The organism is Sporosarcina sp. Y1011, assembly GCF_057669885.1.
Map to the genome: position 1 here is coordinate 1 of NZ_JBYHFP010000001.1, position 20552 is coordinate 20552.

19 protein-coding genes are annotated in these 20552 nt (G+C 40.4%); 8 read left to right on the forward strand and 11 right to left on the reverse strand.

The genetic code is table 11. The features are described from left to right. The first annotated feature begins 202 nt into the window (after positions 1-202). On the forward strand, positions 203-931 hold the full coding sequence (locus AC25Y5_RS00005; protein WP_488138526.1) for a thermonuclease family protein: 729 nt from the start codon (positions 203-205) through the stop codon (positions 929-931). 385 nt (positions 932-1316) lie between these two features. Continuing rightward, complete coding sequence (gene nhaC / locus AC25Y5_RS00010; protein WP_488138527.1) at positions 1317-2705, forward strand: Na+/H+ antiporter NhaC; 1389 nt, start codon at positions 1317-1319, stop codon at positions 2703-2705. Between the two features lie 115 nt (positions 2706-2820). On the opposite strand, the gene AC25Y5_RS00015 is transcribed toward nhaC, so the two are convergent. Further along, positions 2821-3027, reverse strand: coding sequence for a hypothetical protein (locus AC25Y5_RS00015; protein ID WP_482100067.1), 207 nt, complete (start codon positions 3025-3027; stop codon positions 2821-2823). Positions 3028-3978: 951 nt separating this feature from the next. Here AC25Y5_RS00015 and AC25Y5_RS00020 point away from each other — a divergent pair. Next, positions 3979-5274 carry a hemolysin family protein gene (locus tag AC25Y5_RS00020; RefSeq protein WP_488138528.1) on the forward strand — a complete coding sequence of 432 codons (1296 nt, stop codon included), beginning with the start codon at positions 3979-3981 and terminating at the stop codon, positions 5272-5274. A 94-nt stretch (positions 5275-5368) separates the two neighbouring features. Here the strand turns inward: AC25Y5_RS00020 and AC25Y5_RS00025 are convergent, their stop codons facing one another. Continuing rightward, on the reverse strand, positions 5369-5902 hold the full coding sequence (locus AC25Y5_RS00025) for an isoprenylcysteine carboxyl methyltransferase family protein (protein ID WP_488138900.1): 534 nt from the start codon (positions 5900-5902) through the stop codon (positions 5369-5371). 12 nt (positions 5903-5914) lie between these two features. After that, a complete protein-coding gene (locus tag AC25Y5_RS00030; RefSeq protein WP_488138529.1) occupies positions 5915-6994 on the reverse strand; it encodes a type III polyketide synthase in 1080 nt (359 codons plus the stop codon). 132 nt (positions 6995-7126) lie between these two features. On the opposite strand from AC25Y5_RS00030, the gene AC25Y5_RS00035 reads away from it, so the two are divergent. Beyond that, positions 7127-8131, forward strand: coding sequence for an LLM class flavin-dependent oxidoreductase (locus AC25Y5_RS00035; protein WP_488138530.1), 1005 nt, complete (start codon positions 7127-7129; stop codon positions 8129-8131). A 229-nt stretch (positions 8132-8360) separates the two neighbouring features. Here AC25Y5_RS00035 and AC25Y5_RS00040 read toward each other — a convergent pair whose 3' ends face one another. After that, positions 8361-8807, reverse strand: a complete 447-nt coding sequence (locus tag AC25Y5_RS00040) for a YaiI/YqxD family protein (RefSeq protein WP_482106366.1) — start codon at positions 8805-8807, stop codon at positions 8361-8363. 60 nt (positions 8808-8867) lie between these two features. Further along, complete coding sequence (locus AC25Y5_RS00045) at positions 8868-10193, reverse strand: M28 family peptidase (RefSeq protein WP_488138531.1); 1326 nt, start codon at positions 10191-10193, stop codon at positions 8868-8870. Positions 10194-10301: 108 nt separating this feature from the next. On the opposite strand from AC25Y5_RS00045, the gene AC25Y5_RS00050 reads away from it, so the two are divergent. Further along, positions 10302-10541 carry a hypothetical protein gene (locus tag AC25Y5_RS00050; RefSeq protein WP_488138532.1) on the forward strand — a complete coding sequence of 80 codons (240 nt, stop codon included), beginning with the start codon at positions 10302-10304 and terminating at the stop codon, positions 10539-10541. Positions 10542-10638: 97 nt separating this feature from the next. Then, on the forward strand, positions 10639-11142 hold the full coding sequence (locus tag AC25Y5_RS00055; RefSeq protein WP_488138533.1) for a DinB family protein: 504 nt from the start codon (positions 10639-10641) through the stop codon (positions 11140-11142). A 449-nt stretch (positions 11143-11591) separates the two neighbouring features. On the opposite strand, the gene AC25Y5_RS00060 is transcribed toward AC25Y5_RS00055, so the two are convergent. Further along, positions 11592-12257 (reverse strand): DNA alkylation repair protein, encoded by a 666-nt coding sequence (locus tag AC25Y5_RS00060; RefSeq protein WP_488138901.1) that lies wholly within the window; start codon positions 12255-12257, stop codon positions 11592-11594. Between the two features lie 330 nt (positions 12258-12587). On the opposite strand from AC25Y5_RS00060, the gene AC25Y5_RS00065 reads away from it, so the two are divergent. Further along, a complete protein-coding gene (locus tag AC25Y5_RS00065) occupies positions 12588-13973 on the forward strand; it encodes a leucyl aminopeptidase family protein (RefSeq protein ID WP_488138534.1) in 1386 nt (461 codons plus the stop codon). Positions 13974-14011: 38 nt separating this feature from the next. Here the strand turns inward: AC25Y5_RS00065 and AC25Y5_RS00070 are convergent, their stop codons facing one another. After that, a complete protein-coding gene (locus AC25Y5_RS00070; protein WP_488138535.1) occupies positions 14012-14956 on the reverse strand; it encodes a TRM11 family SAM-dependent methyltransferase in 945 nt (314 codons plus the stop codon). A gap of 14 nt (positions 14957-14970) precedes the next feature. After that, positions 14971-15552 (reverse strand): branched-chain amino acid aminotransferase, encoded by a 582-nt coding sequence (locus AC25Y5_RS00075; RefSeq protein WP_488138536.1) that lies wholly within the window; start codon positions 15550-15552, stop codon positions 14971-14973. Positions 15553-16255: 703 nt separating this feature from the next. Here AC25Y5_RS00075 and AC25Y5_RS00080 point away from each other — a divergent pair. After that, positions 16256-17122, forward strand: coding sequence for an LCP family protein (locus tag AC25Y5_RS00080; protein ID WP_488138902.1), 867 nt, complete (start codon positions 16256-16258; stop codon positions 17120-17122). Between the two features lie 129 nt (positions 17123-17251). Here AC25Y5_RS00080 and AC25Y5_RS00085 read toward each other — a convergent pair whose 3' ends face one another. Genes AC25Y5_RS00085 through AC25Y5_RS00095 form a run of 3 tightly spaced genes read right to left on the reverse strand, consistent with a single transcriptional unit; the run spans position 17252 to position 20367 of the window. Further along, positions 17252-18850 (reverse strand): YndJ family protein, encoded by a 1599-nt coding sequence (locus AC25Y5_RS00085; protein ID WP_488138537.1) that lies wholly within the window; start codon positions 18848-18850, stop codon positions 17252-17254. Beyond that, positions 18837-19451 (reverse strand): DUF4166 domain-containing protein, encoded by a 615-nt coding sequence (locus AC25Y5_RS00090; RefSeq protein ID WP_488138538.1) that lies wholly within the window; start codon positions 19449-19451, stop codon positions 18837-18839. Before AC25Y5_RS00090 ends, AC25Y5_RS00085 begins: the two co-directional genes overlap by 14 nt. 10 nt (positions 19452-19461) lie before the next feature. Next, a complete protein-coding gene (locus AC25Y5_RS00095) occupies positions 19462-20367 on the reverse strand; it encodes a DoxX-like family protein (protein ID WP_488138539.1) in 906 nt (301 codons plus the stop codon). Positions 20368-20552 lie beyond the last annotated feature (185 nt).

A 20552-nucleotide genomic window follows, 5' to 3' on the forward strand; every position in this document is an offset into this window, starting at 1 on the left:
GGTGACGTGCAAATCACATCACCCCAACATTTGACTTAGAACCGTTTTAATATGGCTACAAAACTGGTAACATAAGAATGTTACTAATAGTGGACTGTTTAAGTTAAACAAAAGAATACAGCGTAGGCGCCTTATAAAGCACCCCTAAACGCCAAAGCGGGATAAAATAAGAGAATTTATATAGTAAAAGGATGAAAATTACATGAAGCAAGCTAGCACTCTACTGAAAAAACCAGCGGGCATCGTCAGTATTGGTGTCGTCCTTCTCGCGTTAATCGTGTACAATATTTTCTTTCCGGAACAGGAAGCAGAACCAAGCCGCTCCGATTTAATCCCAGTTGAACTTGTAAAGACAATCGACGGGGATACGATTAAAATTATGTATGAAGGCAAAGAACAAAATGTCCGTTATTTACTCATAGATACCCCGGAAACGAATCATCCGCGACTTGGAAAGCAGCCATTTGGCGATAAAGCAAAAGAGCGCAATCAGGAGCTGATGAACAGTGGGAAACTTGAAATTGAATTTGACATTGGCGGAAAAACAGACAAGTATGACAGACTGCTTGCCTATATTTACATTGATGGTGTCAGCGTCCAAGAAAAACTACTTGAAGAAGGTCTTGCCCGCGTTGCGTATGTATACCCGCCGAACACACGGCATCTCGACGCCTATGAAAAAGCGCAGGCAAAAGCGAAGAAAGCGGGAATTGGCATTTGGACACTTGAGGACTATGCGACAGAACGCGGATTTGACAGTGAAACGTCTGTTGACAAAGAAGCCGTGAAGAAACCAGTGACAGGTGCTGAAGAATCATTCAAAAATTGTACAGAACTGCGCAAGAGCTATCCGAATGGCGTGAAAAAAGGACATCCGGCATATTCCGAAAAAATGGACGGCGATAAAGATGATTTTGCATGTGAACGTTGACATTTCGATTAAGAGTTAGATAAAACACTCAATTTCGTGTTTTCGTAATCTACTTGACTTGCTCCAGTAACATGATAAGATTCAAATCAATTACATTCGAAATAACTAAACGTAATAATTAAATAAATATGAGAGATGGTCCAGTAATCAAATTGTGAGCAGCAGCTAGAGACTGAATGGTAGGTGTGAATTCAGGCAGCAATTTGTATGAAGTACGCCATCCGATTTTCTCAACGACTAATGAAGTGGATGGCCGGTTCAGGACTGGTTCGTCAATTAGGGTGGTAACGCGGAGAGCTCCTTCGTCCCTTTCCAAGGGATTAAAGGGGCTTTTTTTGTATCCAAAAGTACTTTTCAGTTTTCAACAATCGAGGAGGATTTCATCATGTTTAAAATAAAAGCAATTATTTCACCGACTTTTGCAGAGGCGGCAACACTTGTAGCAGCAATTGTGTTGATGATTAGTGTCAGTATCGTTAAATTTGAAGCAGTTCCGCATATGCCAATTCTATTTTCCATAATGTTATTGGTCTGCTATGGTCTGATCAAAAAAGTGCCTTACCGTAAACTTGAAGGCGGTTTAGTAGAAGGGGCTGGAGCCGGAATGAGTGCGGTCTTCCTGTTTTTCTTCATCGGAATATTGATCAGTAGTTGGATGATGAGTGGAACGATTCCAACGCTAATCTATGCAGGGTTTAATTTGATCACACCATCCTTTTTCTTTGCAATTGTTTTTATAGTCACTTCAATCATTGGTCTGTCAATCGGCAGTTCTTTGACTACGGTTGCAACGGTCGGTGTTGCATTTATTGGTATGGCTACAGTGCTTGACTTATCAATGGCGATAACAGCAGGAGCAATTGTTTCTGGAGCATTTTTCGGAGATAAAATGTCGCCCCTTTCAGATACGACAAATCTAGCTTCTTCGATTGTGGGCGTCGACTTGTTCGAACATATACGAAATATGGGCTGGACAACAATACCCGCTTTTGTTATATCGTTAGTTATCTTCGGTATACTTTCCCCGAGTACCACGGTGACTGAAGTCGATAAAATCTCCTTTTTCCAGGCAGGGCTTTTAGAGACAGGGATGATTCATTGGTATACGGTGGTTCCACTAGTCGTTCTAGTTATTTTTACAATCATGAAAGTTCCTGCGCTACTGACATTGGCAGTAAGTGCCGCCAGTGCGGTCGCAATTTCATTTTTCCATCAAAGCTATAGCGCGGCACAAGTGTTCAAGATCTTATTCAGCGGCTTTGTTTCAACGACAGGGATTGAGGACATAGACGCGCTGCTCACTCGTGGCGGCATGGAAAGCATGATGTTTACTGTGGGGTTAGTATTATTAGCGCTTAGTATGGGCGGGTTGTTGTTCACGCTTGGGATTGTCCAATCAATGCTTTCCAAAATTGAAAGTCTATTGAAGAAAGCGTCTTCGGTGATTGCGGCTTCTGCGTTAACTGCAATTGGTATCAATGTGTTGATCGGTGAACAGTATTTATCGATATTACTAACAGGCCAAGCATTTCAATCACAATTTGAAAAGGTGGGCCTCACGGGCAAGAATTTAAGCCGAGTGATGGAGGACGCGGGGACAGTCGTGAATCCATTAGTGCCTTGGAGTGTCTGCGGAATTTTCATCACGGGAGTACTAGGCGTCTCTACGATGGAGTACTTGCCATTTGCATTCTTTTGCCTGTTATCACCTATATTAACGGTTTTCTTCGGATTTACTGGGAAAACGTTGACCTATCGGGCTGTAGAAAAGTGATGAGTGAGTAGAATTATGTAGCGGGAGAGAGCATACCTCATTAGGTAGTGCTCTTTTTGGTGTGGAATTATAATCGAAGGGAAATACACGCAATAGCGTATTCTTTTTGCACAAATTATTCTAGACTTCGTTTCTCTGCAATTCTGCAATCTAAAGCCGCACCCGCAATGAATCCTGGAATTCCTCCACCTGATATAGAAACAAACACAAAGGACATTTTAAATGTGCCGTATACGCTATAGAGCGCAGTACATACCAATAGACTTGTTCCAAAAAAGAAAAGTATCGAGTATAAATATGTGATGGCTAAATCATTGTTCATTTGTAGAACCTATTTTTCTTTTTTGATACGAAATGCTGATGTATAGTCGTTTTTCTACTCATTTATTTCACGCCTTTCATCCTATGTTGGGGCCGCTTCATTACTGTAAAAGTAGCGTGACTAACGTAAATAAAAAAGCGCGGTATAGCAAGTTGCAGTTATTACGCCCATATATTTTACTACTTTATAAAATCTTTGCCTAGATTTCCTAAATTTATTCGACAATGTAAAGCTAAGGCTAAATCTATTTCTAAGTTGTGTCATGAAGTCGTATGATTTTAACCATTAATCGTGAGAAATGATGAATCTTCCATAAGAATCATGCTCAAATACATCCATTCAATTAGCCAGCCATATTTTAAGGCATATTTAGGTGAATTTTAGGGTATATCAATTAAGAACTTTGTATATTTAACGAACATTATAAAATTGTTTGTACAGGATACATATATTATTACATGAAAATGGTAAACTATAAGCATCACGTGAGAGTTTGGAGGCGAGCCTATTGGGAAGGATAAACTAAAAATTGCGGAATTAGCCGGTAGTGCAGCTGTATCCAAATGGGGAATTGATGATTATACAAACTTGAATCCTTTAAAACCGTCACGTTCCGACACAGGTAATCGTTATTTGAACTTTCTGATGTCGAGCTATTACAGAAAATCGTACATATGAAAGGATAAGGGTTCTCCCTGACAAAAACTGCTAATTCCTAATTCGAACAATCAGATGTTGGAGAAAGCACTCCAAATATTAACTAATCTTCAAGAAGTTTTGGATTTAGTAAAATGAGTTAATCGGGAAAATGCTTCAAATAATCAAAGTATTACTCATAATACTTTTCCGGTAATTCAAGCTATATACCAATTACATGTATAATTCAATACTCGATAGTAGCAAACAATCATATATGGAGGTGGAAGCCTTGCATCACGTAAGGTTATCATAATGGAAATAATAAACTTAGTATTAGTCGCATTACTTATCGCTTTAACAGCATTCTTTGTAGCAACAGAATTTGCATTAGTGAAAGTTAGAAGTTCAAAAATTGACCAACTCGTTTTAGAAGGTGAAAAAGGGGCTCTATCTGCAAAACATGTAACGACTCATTTAGACGAATATCTTTCTGCCTGCCAATTAGGAATTACAATTACGGCTCTAGGGCTCGGATGGCTTGGTGAACCGACGGTGGAGACAATGCTACATCCTTTGTTCGAAAGGTTCGCAGTAGATCCATCTGTCTCTCAGATTCTTTCCTTTGTCATTGCCTTTGTCTTCATCACTTTCCTACATGTTGTAGTGGGGGAACTTGCTCCGAAGACTATAGCGATCCAAAGAGCAGAAGCATTGACATTGCTTTTTTCTAAACCAATCATGTGGTTCTATAAGTTAATGTTTCCGTTTATTTTTGTGTTGAATGGATCAGCTCGTTTGCTTATCGGTCTATTCGGCTTTAAGTCAGCATCGGAACACGAAGTTGCTCATACGGAAGAAGAGTTACGGCTCATTTTGTCAGACAGTTTTAAAAGCGGAGAAATTAACCAGTCCGAACTGAACTATGTCAACAAAATGTTTGAGTTCGACAACCGAATTGCAAAAGAGATTATGGTGCCACGGACTGAAATGGTAACGTTCTCCTCAGATGTTTCTTTCGATGAAGTGGCCTATACAATCCAAGAGGAAAGATATACACGATATCCCATTTACGAGGGGGATATAGACAATATCATAGGTTTCATCAACAGTAAGGATTTACTATACTTCACCCTCGGCGATCGCTCGTCATTACAGACATTCTCCATTAAAGACTTGTTACATCCAATACCAATGGCAATCGAAACATTGCCAATCGATGAAGTTCTGAAAAAAATGCAAAACGAACGGTCTCAATTATCGCTTGTAATCGATGAATATGGCGGCACGGCTGGAATGGTAACAATCGAAGACATCCTTGAAGAAATCGTCGGGGATATACACGATGAATATGATGCAGATGAAATCGCGGAAATCACAAGGATTTCAGAGAACCATTATATCGTCAGCGGTAAAGTGTTGATAGAAGAAATCAATGATTTACTTGGGATATCACTAGAAATGGATACGGTAGATATGATTGGCGGATGGTTCTTAACACAGAGTTCCGATCTTAAAGAGGGAGAACGAATTGAGCAAGATGGCTTCATTTTTATTCTCAATGAACTAGAAGGGCACCAAATACACTATATAGAAATTCAGAAAAGTTGATAAAATATCTATTTGTAAATGACCATATAAATGAACAGGAATACAAAAACGCTGATGAATTCTCATCAGCATTTTTGTTGTTTAGAAGAATGGTTTAATCGTGCAGTGAAAAGGTCTCTTTATAATTTGTCGCTTCCTTCAATGCTTTCTCTTCCGCAGGAATTCGTACTGACAACATCCATACATTCAACAGAGAAAATACTATTGCTGTTAAATATGCGCTGAACAGTAGTGGAAGGACGAGAAGTTCGATAGCGACAATTATATAATTCGGATGACGTACCCACTTATAAGGCCCTTTTTGTACAACAGTAGCACCTGGTAGGATGATGATTTTCGTATTCCAAAACTTCCCGAGTGAAGTAAGACACCAGATTCTTGCCGCTTGTGCGATTAGAAAAATGACGAGAAAAACAATCCATAGTGGAGACAACGCTTTTTCGAACAAAAAGACCTCTGCCAGTAGTGAAATAAAAAAAACGATATGCATAGATACCATTACGGGATAGTGGGCAGCACCCGCTTCAAATGCCCCCTGACTGCGCATCCATTTTTCATTGCGCTTCGCGATAAAAAGTTCGATGAGACGCTGTAAGATGACAATTGAAATGACAATCGGAAATAACATTAGCATCAACCCTCATTCCCATTTCAGTAGTAACAGTTCACCGCAAAATCCTGGCCCAAGAGCAGCCATCAAACCATAATCACCAACGACAGGTTCGTTTTCCATGAATTTTTCTAGAACGTAGAGAATAGTTGGTGAGGACATATTGCCATTTTGACGCAGTACGTCGCGCGAGATATTCGTTTTAGTTTTATCAAACCCAAGTGCGGTTTCATAAGCTTCGAGTATTTTTTTACCACCAGGATGTGCAACGAAATGCGTAATATTGTCTTTAGTAAGTCCTTGTTCACTGAGAAATTCATGAACGAAAGGGCCGAGCCAATTTGTGATGATAGCAGGAATGCTTTTTGAGAAAACAACATAGAGCCCAGTATTTTTCACATCCCAGCCCATGACCTCCTCAGAATTGGGCATCAGTTTTGACGTAGTGGCAATCACTTTAGGCATTGCTTTAGTAACCTTTACCGACGATTTCTCTCCAGAAACCAACGCACAAGCAACCCCATCGGAAAATAATGACACGCCTACCAAATTGCTTTTTGAATAATCGTCTTTTTGGAATGTCAAACTACATAATTCAACAGAGAGTACGAGGACATTCGCCTCAGGGTATGCAAGGCAATATTCATAAGCTCTGCTAATCCCCACCGCGCCACCAGCGCAACCCAGTCCCCAGATAGGAATACGTTTTGCATTATCACGGAAAGGGATCTTATTCATGATGCGTGCTTCAATACTTGGAGTTGAAATTCCGCTGCTTGAAATGAAATAAATGGCGTCAATCACAGACGGTTCAATAGGACTGTCGAGCTTGCCGTTTCCTTGAAGGCACGATAGTACGGCTTGTACACCGAAGTCGACCGCATGTTGAATATATAAGTTATTGCGCTCTTCAAAGTCATGCTCTTTGCCATACCATTCAATGGGCATGCATACATTGCGAGTCTCGATATCTCCATTTTGAAATACATTTAATAGTCTTTCTATATCCTTGTATTTCTCACTAAAAAGAGAACGGGTCAGTTCAACTGCCTGTTCTTGTATTACTTCATGCGGGGGTTTGAAAGTACTAACTGAAATAATTTTCGGCATAGGTTACCTCCCACTCATTATCTAATACATATTACCTGAATTTGACTTTGTCAAACGTCTTACTTGAGCGTCCCTACCATCTAGTCACTATACTTCGTGTAAAATGGTGACATAATGATTGGAGGGAATACAATGACCATCAAACTAAGTATTTTGGATCAATCACCGATATCTGAAGGTAGCAACGCTATGGAATCATTAAAACAGACAGCAATACTTGCACAAAAAGCCGAAGAATGGGGTTATACTCGTTTTTGGGTTTCCGAACACCATGACGCGACAACACTTGCCGGGTCGTCACCAGAAATACTAATCTCTCACCTTGCATCCGTAACCTCTACAATCCGACTCGGAACGGGAGGTGTTATGCTACCCCATTATTCCGCTTACAAAGTTGCAGAGAATTTCAAACTTCTTGAAGCGCTATTTCCTGGTCGAATCGATGCGGGTGTTGGACGCGCTCCAGGTGGAATGCCGCGAGCGACATATGCTTTGCATAATGGAAACTATCGAGATGTTTCTAAATTCCCGGAACAAGTGGATGATTTACTCATGTATTTGAACGATGCTATCCCAGCCGATCACGCCTACTATGGCTTGAAAGCCACGCCTATCACGGAAGAGGTGCCGCCAGTTTGGATGTTAGGATCCAGTCAAAGCTCTGCCTTTCTTGCCGCTGAAAAAGGTCTACCCTATATGTTTGCACAGTTCATTAACGGAGAAGGTGGTCCCTCGTACGCGAATCATTATCGCAAAAGGTTCCAGCCTTCCGCATATTTTGAAAAACCAGAGCAGGCAGTTGCTGTCTTTTTCGCCTGTGCAGAAACAGAAGAAGAAGCGGAGCGGATCATCTCATCACTTGATTTATCCATGATTATGCTAGAACAGGGCATGCCCTCCAAAGGAACACCTTCGCCCGAAAAGGCGCTTGAATATCCATACAGTCATTTTGAACAGCAACGTGTTAAAGAAAACCGTAAACGGATGATTGTAGGTACACCTAAACTGGTGAGAAAAGAAATAGAAAAAATTGCAGAAGAGTACAATGCGGATGAAGTGATGCTTGTGATGATTGCATATGACTTTCAGGATAAGCTAAGGTCTTATGAATTGATTGCCAATGAGATGCTTATCTGAACGAATGTACATACATTAGCGTACGCATAACTTGTACGAAAGATGACTAACTTAGGAAAAAGCATTGCTTAGGCGGTGCTTTGTAATTTTTGGGATTAAATATTATGTTATTCACAAGTCAAAATTATTTTTATACAACATCATTAAAAAGCACCGCAAAATTGCGATGCTTTTTGTGTTACATACGTTTTTTTCATCTGATAAAATACTTAGATAGCGTTTGTATACTCTATTTGTTTACAAGTTGTGTACATAACTTTTTAAGACTCTCTTCGAACTTCAAATCACTCTCTTTTGAGCGTTTCTTTGGACCACGTAAGCGTCCGCCAGCCATTCGGACTTTTTGTGCAGTATGGCGGGCGTACAACAGCTGATCGATATTGTCCTCCGTATAAAGGCGTCCATTTTGATCGATTGGATGCCCTTTTTTTGCTAGGACCATAGCAGCTAAACCGTAATCTTGTGTAACGACAATATCATCTTTTTGCACACGATTTACAAGAACAAAATCGACTGCATCTGCTCCCTTAGAGACTATTATCGTCTCGGCCCCTTCGCGATGCATTTCATGTGTCGTATCGCAAATAAGGATGCAACGGAATCCGAAGGTCCCTGCTATTTGAATCGTTTCTTTTACAACCGGACATGCATCCGCGTCGATAAGAATTGTCGTCATGGGACGTCCCCCTTTATACTTTCTTATGATTAATTCTATTAGAAAAGAACCCCCAACCTGTCATTCTCTATTTACGTCTAGCAAAGTCATTTCAAAAACGGAAGAACCGACGATTTTCGCAACGTTCTGTAGGCGCTCCTTACTTAACTTTTCAATTGTGTCTTCAGGAGTATGATACCATTCTTCAACTGGGTTATAAATGAACAGGGCGGCATCGATTCCCGCATCATGAAATGGAACATGATCACTTCTGTCCCCGAAATCAGTTTCGATGGGATCTCCATAGAGTTGTTCATTCGCTTTACTTGCGGCTTTTGTAACGGTATTATCAGATCCATCCATCGTCTGAATGGATAGATCTCCAGCATAAGCACTTCCAACCATATCAAGATTGAACATTGCGACAGAGCGCTTAATTTCACTAGGAGACATCGCATTCACATACTTTTTAGACCCATACAATCCTTCTTCTTCAGCGCCAAAAAGTAAGAAACGGATTTCCTTATTTGTTGGAACGGCTTTGAACAACCGTGCAAGTTCTAAGACAACTGCTGTGCCGCTAGCATTGTCGCTCGCACCGGGTGCATTTGCGACAGAATCATAGTGGGCACCAATTAATACAATTTCATCATTCACTTCGGAAACAGGTTGTTTAGTAGCTATCAAATTTTGCGATGCTTCTATTTGAATAGAGGCACCACCAATTTTAACTTCCGCATTGATAGGGCTGCTAGTTTTAACTAAGTTTACAAGTTTTGTGCCTTCTTCATAATTTAGAGCAAGCGCAGGAATGAAGTCGTCATAATGTTCATCGCCGAGTGACCATTTATCAATCTCCGATTCATCAGGAAAATAAAGAATGATTCCCTCTGCACCCGAATCTGCTGCTAGTAAAACGAGTTCGTAGAAAGGTGTATCCTTAACCGCAACAAGTACAATTTTTCCTTTTACGTCCACTTTTTTATAGTCGGCTTTTAAACCATAGCCTACGTCAATCAATTGTCCTTTGGCGTGACCGTCAACTGAGTATTGAAACGGAGAAGGTGAGAGCGTGCCATCAAACCCTTCAACGACAATGTTGTGAAATTTAGGCATGATATATCTCTCAAACTCAAAAGGTTGAACTTCAACTTCATAACCAGCCATTTTAAGTTGGGCTGTTATAAAAGTAGCCGCTTGCAGTTCAGATTTCGTGCCTGCAACACGGGGTTCTAACGATAATTCTTTTAGGGAAGCGTAAATGTTATTAACGTTTACATCATTGCTAAAGTCAATATGCATTTGACTGAACTCTGGACTTTCCACGACCTGTGTTTTAGATGAACAGGCTGTTAACAGGACAATACATACGAGTAGTAAAGAGAATAGCCTTTTTTTAAAAATCATAGGACTCCTCCAATCTGATTAAGGAAATTATAGCATGACCATTCAGTTTCAATATAACCAGTAGAGGGAATAGTTACTAAATAGATGTAGTCGAAGGGAGTGGACTGAATGTTTAAAAAACCAGAAGATGCACGAATGACACGTGAAGAATCGGAAGGATATGGGCGTCATACAGACGCTAAAAACGCAAGATATGAGCATGTTGAGTTGGATAATGATAAAGACAAAGACAACAATGCCACTTTAGCTAGTACCCCTCTAACTGAAGAAGAAATCGTCAGGCGGGTAGGCGAACAAAATTATAAAAATATGAATGATGATAAGACGTCGGCATCTATTAATAGCTAAAAGAGACAGCTTCATTGTTAATGAAAACAAAGGAAAACGACTATCACATGTCGAATGGTCCTTAAGATAATTAGTATATAACTTGGAGGCGCTGTAGATGTTTAAAACAATTGAAGAATTTCTTGTTAACTGGGGTCATGAAAATGGTTCTACACAAAAGATTCTAGACACATTGACAGATGAATCACTTCGACGAGAAGTATCACCTGAAGATCGCACGCTCGGTAGAATTGCTTGGCATCTCGTTACAACACTTGACGAGATGGTATCGCGTACAGGTCTTGAATTCGATGCCACTCCCCATGACGCTCCTGTTCCAGGAAAAGCTACTGATATTGCAGATGCCTACCGTTCTTCAAACGATACGATGGTTGCGGCAATAAAAGAACAATGGAATGACGATATTTTGCATGAAAAGAAAGATATGTATGGAGAGCAGTGGACGATTGGCACTATACTAAGTATATTAATAGCACATCAAACGCATCACCGTGGTCAAATGACTGTTCTTATGAGACAAGCAGGTTTACGTGTACCGGGTGTATATGGACCGTCTCGCGAAGAGTGGGCAGAGTTTGGTGAAGAAGCTCCTAAAGTCTAAATATATGAAAAGCTGCTCAAAATCAGTTGATGATTGAGTAGCTTTTCTTTTAATTATTGGGGGGATAAGTATCTGAACAAGGTTTTTATATTGAACTATAAAGAGATAAATAAAAGACCATCTATTCTCCTAACATATACGTTGGTTACTTTAGCCGGATTGGGGGCAACGAGTATTACCGCTCGAATCTGTAACTCGACCGCTCAAAGCCCGCCGCGAACCGCACGAATCTATTCCCCGACCGCCCAAAGCCCGCCGCGAACCGCTCGAATCTGTTCCTCGACCGCTCAAAGCTCGCCGCCGACCGCCCGAATCTGTTCCTCAACCGCCCAAAACCTGCCGCGAACCGCTCGAATCTGTTGCTCGACCGCTCAAACCTCGCCGCGAACCGCTCGAATCATTTCCTGGACCGCTCAAAACTCACTCAGCAACGGCCCAAAACCTCATAATCATTTAAAATGTTTCAGCGCTTCTCGCTTACTAAGCGGTTTTAGAGGATGTTTTTCAACAAATGACTTCACATAATCTGGATTCGTTTTGGCATATTCTCTTAATGCCCAGCCAATCGATTTTTGAATGAAGAATTCATTTGAAGAAGAATGCTGTTGAATGATTCTAAAAAGCAAATCTGCGTCTGTTTCTTGTTTGAATTTTAGTTGATGGAGAATCGCAGAACGGTTAGTCCACATATTGTCTGAAAGAGACCAATCTAGCATCACTTTTTCTCCATATTCACGATTGATTTTCACTACATGACCAACGAGAGAAGGGGCAATCGAATCTACGCTATCCCACCACGATTTAGACTCAATTAGCTCCTTTAAAACAGGGAAGTCATCTATTGATAACTGTTTTTTTAACTTATCAATAAGCGCGATAGCTGCGTACTGATACTCACGTTCTGGAAGATTATACAGTTTCCATGCTTCAACAAAAAGTTGCTCACGTTCAGGTAAGGAGAATTCCGAAAACTGTTCCTTTAATAATACTTTGCGAAGTGGACTTTTAATACCAAGGAAAGGAAAATGATTTTTCAAATAAGCCACCATCGGTCCTGACTGTTTCGTGTTTCGATTCGCTTCAAATTTCTCGATAATTCCTTTATGATCCCACACTTTTTTCAATCCAGCTACCTCCCAGAAGTTTTAATTAAAGTGTAACATACTCACATACATGGAGCCTTTAGACAGAAATACATTTAAAATCGTTTGGAGCCATGCAAATGAAAAACGAGAGTTACAACGTAGGTTGAGGAACAATCGCGTTATTCAATGCACGATTGGCGTAATGGAAAAAATGGGCTGAAATGGTTTCTCCTATCTTTAATTATGGTTCATTCGCAAAACTAACCCCCCTTCTTTTAGATGAAAGATAATTCTACGAAATGGAATAATTTATGGTAAACTATTTTAGAAGTCGAAATAATTTACCCAGGGGGAAAATGAATGACTATTGAAGTAAAAGTTATTTTTTCGAGCAATCCAATTGTTTCAGATAATGCCACAGTCAACCAATTTGTTGCCAATCAAAAAGCAGGACATTGTTCTGTATTAATTGGAGAAACGCATTATATCATTGTGAAAAAGTGCAAAGAAAATGAGATGACACTCGAAAAAGTCCGTGCTACAGCGGGTAATATCGCACGCGATGTAAGTGCTCAAAAAGTGGATAAAGCAATAGTGGACGGCGTGGAACTTTCAAATTCATTTACTATGTTTGATAAAGAATCCATTCTGACAGCTTTCTCAGAAGGATGGGAATTGGGATCTTATCAGTTCGTAACCTATAAATCAGCAGTCACGCCATTCCAAACTGAACTCCATGTTACAGACGACGAAGCGAAGCCTTTCGTTGAAGTGGGAAAAATTCGTGCGGCAGCAACTGCATTTTCACGTGATTTAATGAATGAAGTATCGAACGTTTTGAATCCTGAAACGTTTCCTGAAGTACTGAAGCAAAATTTTGAAGGCACAAATGTCGAAGTCAATGTGTTAGACAAAAAGAACCTTGAGGAAATGGGAATGAACGGGGTTCTGACAGTTGCTCGGGGTAGTATTTACAAACCTTCATTTGTTGAACTCATCTACAAAGGCGACGCTTCGAAACCGCTTGTTGCACTTGTGGGTAAAGGCGTGACGTTCGATACAGGCGGCATCAGCTTGAAGAGCGGCAAAGATTTAAGCGACATGCGTATGGACATGGGTGGGGCAGCTGCTGTTTCTGGTGCCCTTACATTGTTGGCAAAGTCGAATGCAAAAGTGAATGTCGTAGCATTGATTCCAATCGTGGAAAACATGCCGGATAACACATCTGTTTTGCCAGGTGAAGTTATCACTTACAAAAATGGTTTGACAGTGCAGGTAGGTAACACGGATGCAGAAGGTCGCCTCATTTTAGCAGACGCGCTCATTCGTGCAGGTGAATGGAAAGCGGAATACATCGTGGATATCGCTACGCTGACTGGTGCAATCGTCAATGCACTCGGAACTGAACTAGGAGGCGTATTCGGTGATGAAGACCTGTCTGCACAAATGAAAAAAATCGGCGATCAAAACGGCGATTTCATTTGGCCAATGCCATTAGTCGATGCATACGATAAGTCGCTCGACAGTGATTATGCGGATATGAATAACATCAGTTCACTTGGCGGGGCTGGCTCGATTACAGCAGGATTATTCCTGCGCCGTTTCGTGCCGGAAGAAAGCAAATGGCTACATGTCGATATGGCGGGGATGATGAGTAAAAGTAGCGCATCAGGCTATTACGCTAAATCTGCAACAGGGTATGGTGCGCGGTTATTGGCAGACTTTACAACGCATATCTCAAATTGAAAGAAAGTGCTCAGTTATACTGGGCACTTTCTTTTTCATTATTCGCAAACTAATACTTGTCTGATGAAATGTCCCTTTTTAGCAACACAACGATCGACGATAACGAATCCGGCTTCTTCAATCATATGATCAATCGTTTCAATCGTCACAACAACGACTTTTTTAGTGAATCGGCGTGCTTCTATCAAGATATCCAGCTGTTCTTCTGGTGTAATATGCGTAAAGAGATTATAAGGCATATCAATAATTGCGACGTCATAGTTGTCAACGACTTCTGCAATTGGCCCGATTTCTACATTGCCCTCGAGTCCAAAATGAATGATGTTTTTTCTAGAACCTAAAACGACGCGCGGGTTAATGTCTCGGCCGACGATGTTAATGCCCATTGATAGTGCTTCAACTAAAACTGTTCCAATCCCACAACAAGGATCGATTGCCCGAATCCCTTCAGGGTGAGGCACTGCAATATTGGCAACTGCCCTGGCAACACGTGTACTTAGCGCAGTTGAATACATATGCGGTTTTTTCTGATGAAGAAACCAGACAGATTCACTTTCGACATGCTTCCCAAAATACCACTTGCCATTCAATAGGACGATGCCAAATGTCTTTTCGGGAGAATGCATTAAATCAGGGGTACCATTGATACTCAGTCCGATTTCACGTTCGATTTTCCGACGTTCGGGATGTCCAATTTTAGCAGTTGTATCAAGGGTGGTCGTATTTAAGCAGACAACTCTAAATGTAGATTCGCCTAAATCATACTGCTTGACTTGTCGAGAAACTTCTTCAAGACTGTCACCAACATAAATAATTTCCAATCTTTCTTTCATGAATGCACTTCGGCTAGGATTTATCTCAATCGAACTTATCAATGCAGTGGAAGGTACATCAAAACCGAAAAAAGATCTCATTTCGAGCATACAAAGGTCATGCTCATCAGTGTGTTGCGTATATGTGTATAGAAAGTTTGAATCGCTCACTCATTTCCCATCCTTCACTGCGTATCATCCATAGCCTCAACTAATTTAAATATAAAATTGTACATTAGTTGTAGAATCTCTATAAATGACAATTCTTCATTAAAACCATCTACGTAGTCCAGTGCAAAGTTCATATCCCAAAGTCCATCTTCACTCGAAAACATCACACTGTATTTCGTGCCATCTCCATTTAAGTGTGTGTCGAGATACGCTTTCATGTCATCGCCGTATTTCTTTTGCAATTTCAGTCCAAATAAAGCGGTATACGTTTCAAAAACTTCATCAAATTCAAGTACGACCGCATCGACTCGAATGACTTCAAAAGCATTTGATTCTAAGTAAACGAATTCATTCAGATGACTTTTTAAGTATAAAATACGCTCATTTAAAAAGGACTGATCTTCTTCACGAATTAAATTTTCCGTTTCTTTAACACATCGTTCGATAGCACTGAATTTAAATTCTTTCTCAACAACTGTTACATCACTAGGTATCAATTGATGCTTCTCTACATACTGTTTATCAATTTCAAACAACTCAATTTTACTAGTCAACGTATTTTCTGTAATATACTTTTCCATCTGTTTTTTTAACACAATCAGTCATCTCCTTCATTGAAGAGAAATTAAAATGGTATCCTCTTATATAGTAGTATATCCTAAATTGGACTGTTCGGCTTCGAATTTGTAACTGGCTTTATGTGTGATTAATACACAAGAGGCTTATAAGAAATAACTAATAAGTTGAAGAAAACTGAATTAACATGGTTAAGATTATTAGCGTTGACAAAGTGTCAATGCATCTATACAATTCATCATGTGCGAACTGTACTAATACATACCAAGTATTACAGATAGGAGCATCACCCATGACAGCAGACAAGTTTAGAACAATTTGCTGACAGTCTGAAAGTTCCTTTGACTCATTTAGTTGAAGCTTCTGGTTTCGCGGTTAATGAAAATGGTTCACTAACTGCTACTGAGAAATCTGGAAACACTACGTTTGAAAATGCAAGAATCTCCTTAAAAATGTCAGCATATATATGACTTTCAATAGTAAATACTTTCGATCGGTTACTTGGACGACGCAATTGCTGTACAATTAACGATAGATACTATATCAAATAACGAACAAACAGGTAAATGGCAGGTGGATCTCTATATGAAAAGAAGCGATAGAAGGAAAAAGAAACGTAAAGGGCTCAAAAAGTTCTTTTTAGTAGCTGGATTGATAGTATTACTTGGAATTGGTTATGGGGTTTATCAATACGCTAGCGGTTTGTCATTAGCAAACAGTGGCATGCTAAATGATGATGAAACAAATTTTGATGAATTCGAAGGCGCGGATTCGCAATTTGGAGAGATTAATGTCCTGTTAATGGGAAGTGATGCTCGAGGCGATGAGAAGGATGCACGATCAGATTCTTTAATGATTGCTCATTACAATCAAACAACGAATGAAGTGAAAATCGTTTCTATTATGAGAGATACCTATGTGGATATTCCAGGCCACGGAAAACAGAGAATAAATTCTGCGTTTTCAATTGGAGGTCCGGAACTTGTTAGAAAAACGATTAAACAGAATTTTGATGTAGATGTTCAATACTATGCTATCGTTGACTTTTCAGGATTCCCAAAAATTGTAGACGTTATCGCTCCTGATGGGATAGAAGTGGATATACCCTATGCAATGTCTCATGGTATCGGAATGACACTACAGCCTGGAAAACAAGTTTTAAATGGTGAGCAGCTGTTGGGATACGTCCGTTTCCGTCACGATATCAATAGTGACTTTGGGCGAGTGGAACGACAGCAGGAGGCATTGTCTAAATTGAAAGAACAAGCAGTGAGTGTTCATAGTTTAATGAACATACCTAAGTTACTAGGAGTTGTAAATCCTTACGTTGAAACAAACGTTGATAAAAGAACGCTCCTAACGATTGGGAAAGGCTTACTTGTAGGTAAATCTAAAGGGATGAAATCATTAAGAATTCCTGTTGCAAATTCGTTTGAAAATGAACGTGTTAACGTGGGAGATGTTCTAAGTATTGACTTTGAAAAAAACAAACAGGCACTACAGGAGTTCTTATCAGCGGAAGGCAATTCGGATGAAACAACGCTAGATGAAAGTGAACCTGAAGATAACAAAAATGAGTACAATCAATAAACTTTTTCTGGAGCACGAGGAGGAAGTTGAATAGAGATTAGTTAAATCGGAAAACGCGCATGTGTTATTAACACGTGCGCGTTTTTTTGCTTTAGTCCTTAGACGTTTTTTCAAATCATCAACGTTTTATTACTTCTCGGTAGGATTTATTAAATACGTAATCGATAAAAATGGGATTGAAAATATACGCATTTCATGTCGGGCGCTCAATGTAACGTCTTTCCTTTCACTAACGGTAAAATCCTCCTCGATGGGAAGCTTGAACGGTTGACTTGTGAGAAAAGAGAGATAGATCCCCGCATCCGATTCACAACCATGAGGCTTGCTGGTCAGCCGCAAATCATTCCCACTCTGATGCAGTTCCAAAACGCCGGTCATCGTTGAAAATGGCAGTGGCAAGGCGATGTTCATATACATTCGACTAGCAGTAATATGCTGTGAATAAAGCGCAACGAATGTAGTGTCATTGCCGATTTTACGGACCCACGCCCTTACATTATCTCTGCCGTCCACTTCATCCATAAGCGCAATTACATTCCCGGTCATTTCAACTTGTCTGCCATGAAGAGGCAAATTGATTTGTTGGGTTTTTCTGCTCATAAACGCGTAAAGAATGGCAAACGGTTTAAACCATGAATGCCAGTTAATCGTCGCGAATAACTGGTAGTCATTGGTGTTTTCATAGAAATCAATGATGCGAGGGGATATCGTTTCGCATTGAATAAAAGGCTCGTAGACCTTCATGTCGTCGACAAGTCCTTGATGTTTTTCACGCAATCTGCCTTCGAGAACGTGTTCACCTATAACCCGATTCCCTCGAATACGACTGACGGGGAAAGTGGGGGGACGAAAATTTGTACCGGGAACGTGTAAAGACCAACCGAAAATACCAAATAACGCAAATACCACACAGTTCAATACGCCATGAAAACGAAGCATGAATTCAATGTTCACGGATGTCAGCCCAAATCCATTGCCAAGGGCATATAACAATGAAAAGATGATTGTTACTCCGAGCGCGCCAAACGATATACGAACGAGCCACTTTTGTATTTTGTTTGCGAAATTTGTTTTGCAAGCAATTATAATGAATCCGCCTATACTAATTATGTATAATCCGACAGATAGTAGCTCAATCCACCTAGAAAATGTAATGCCAATTGCAACAATCAGCGGTGAAACTAACAGAGTTAAACAGACAATCCGGTAGATTCGGGGTTTATAAAGTCTGCCCAGTAAACCGATGAAAATCGGCAATAAGAATGCGGAGTAGTGAAAATGTATGGCGGTCAACCAAGTAATAAGGGGACTGAACCCAGTGTCAATACCGGTCACATAAGCAAAGAACCAAGCACCGCCAAGTGAGATGTAAACAAGACCAGCATCAATCGCGAACTCTTCCAAATGCGTGAATCCCCTTTTGATAAACCGCGACAAACCATACAAAGCGATACGAATCGTAAACACTAAATATACCGCCGCTAACAGACCATTCCACTTCGAATCTGATATTATTTGCAACAACGCCACCGCTAAATAAGCGGGAATCGCAAAAAAGTAATAGCGTTTAGAAAACCAATCTTTCTTACTTGTAATGAGACGTAAGGCAAACGGGACGTAGACGAGCTGTGCAATCGTTAGCATTAGAAAAGGCCATGGTTCCTCACTGAAAAAAACGACGACGACAAATAACACACTATGTATACTTGCAAACTTACGCATTGACATCAGCAGAAAACGCCCCTTTATACGAAAATACGATTCCAATCAGAGGATTTCTTACCGAAACATGAATTTGGTAAAGTCCTTGTTCATCGTCAAATCTTTCTGTTACGGTTGCAAGCCCCTGAAAAACCCGTGGTAATGGAATTTCAAACTTTCCAAGAACAAGCCGCTGGCGTAATGATGTAATCGTCAAACTTCCATTAGTTGCTACTTGGAAATCTAAATCGGCATAAATGAGGTGCGGCTCACCCAAATAATCCCGAATGACAAGCCGTTTTGCATCGAAACTCATAAGCGCGTTAAAATAACGTCTTTTTTTATCGAAATGAAAAACACGTTCCCAGTGCACCTGGCTTTCACCATTCTCCGCAACAAACGCCTTATTCGTTATTGTAAATGGAATGTTTATGCCTCTTTCCGGAAAAAGCAGTTTCCATCTAACACCTGCCCTTAGAACTGGATACAACCACCTAGGTCCGCCGCCAATTTCATTCATGACGCCGGATGCTCTAAATGCAGCACCTGTCGACAGGTCATACCTTTTTTGCAGCATGGGATGCAGCCGGTTGAAATTATCACCCAATACTTGTCTGAAAATCGACATAAAGTCCACCTCACCTTTTTCGTTTACAGCTTCTTGCCGAAGGCACATCTTTACTCATGAGCAAGCCAATCTGTGAAAGAACTATCAGTGACATATTGAATGTCACAGGATTGAAAGGATGGATTGCTGTTGCCGGTACAGCAATGATCGCCGCTATTGTAAGCAACGGGAATAACAGTAGCTGCAATGTGAATAAATGCCTCTTATTACGATAAAATAGCCAACTAATCCCGAGCAGCAGTTCTGCAATTCCAATTAAAAGTATTGATGTCGTAATTCCTTTCTCTGATAAAGCTAAAACGCTTCCGACCATCGCTCTCTCTTCTATGTGCATCCCGATAATCTTCGGAACAAGACCTTGATAAATCCAAATGAAAGCAAACAATAACGTCATAAAATAGGTACTGAAAAATCGCAAATACTGGGAGCGGGGGGCTTCGCCACTCTCAAGCCACCGCTTCAACACATCGAAACTAAGTGCAGTCGCCCAACCAATAACAGGGCGAAATACGAGTTTATCGACAATTTTTCCGGCACGACCAAAATTGACGTCGTAATCATACTGCGTCAAAAATTTCACTCCGTCTTTCTGTGGTTCGTATTTCCAATAGCCACGCCCTTCTCGGATAGGGGATATCCATTGTTCCGTTCCGAACTGAAGGGATGAGGATCGCGTACCGTCTTCTTTATGAAATGATCCAACACTTTTTCCCCATCCTTTAACGCTTATGAAAGGTCCGACTGTCCGAGCATAAACGAACTCTTGGGGCTTGCCTTCTTCTTTAGGTAAATAGGTAATGGAAGAGAAGCGAAGATCCCATTGTTCGTGCATGTCCGGTTTTTGCGAGGCGTCCCATACATTTTCAATATCCGCCTGAATCGGTATTTCAACGTAAATTGGCTTTCTTTTCACCATATTCACCTCTCTATTTTTTCGTCTAGCACTCACGTAAACAGTCTCTCTACTATTTATAACGAATATGTATTGCTGATGTTACTTTGGTCACATTCTACTTATCCAACGAACAGCTTCTAATGAATAAACCTACATGAATTAGGAGATAGTTAATCTAACTATACACGGAAAAAAGGGGGAGGGTG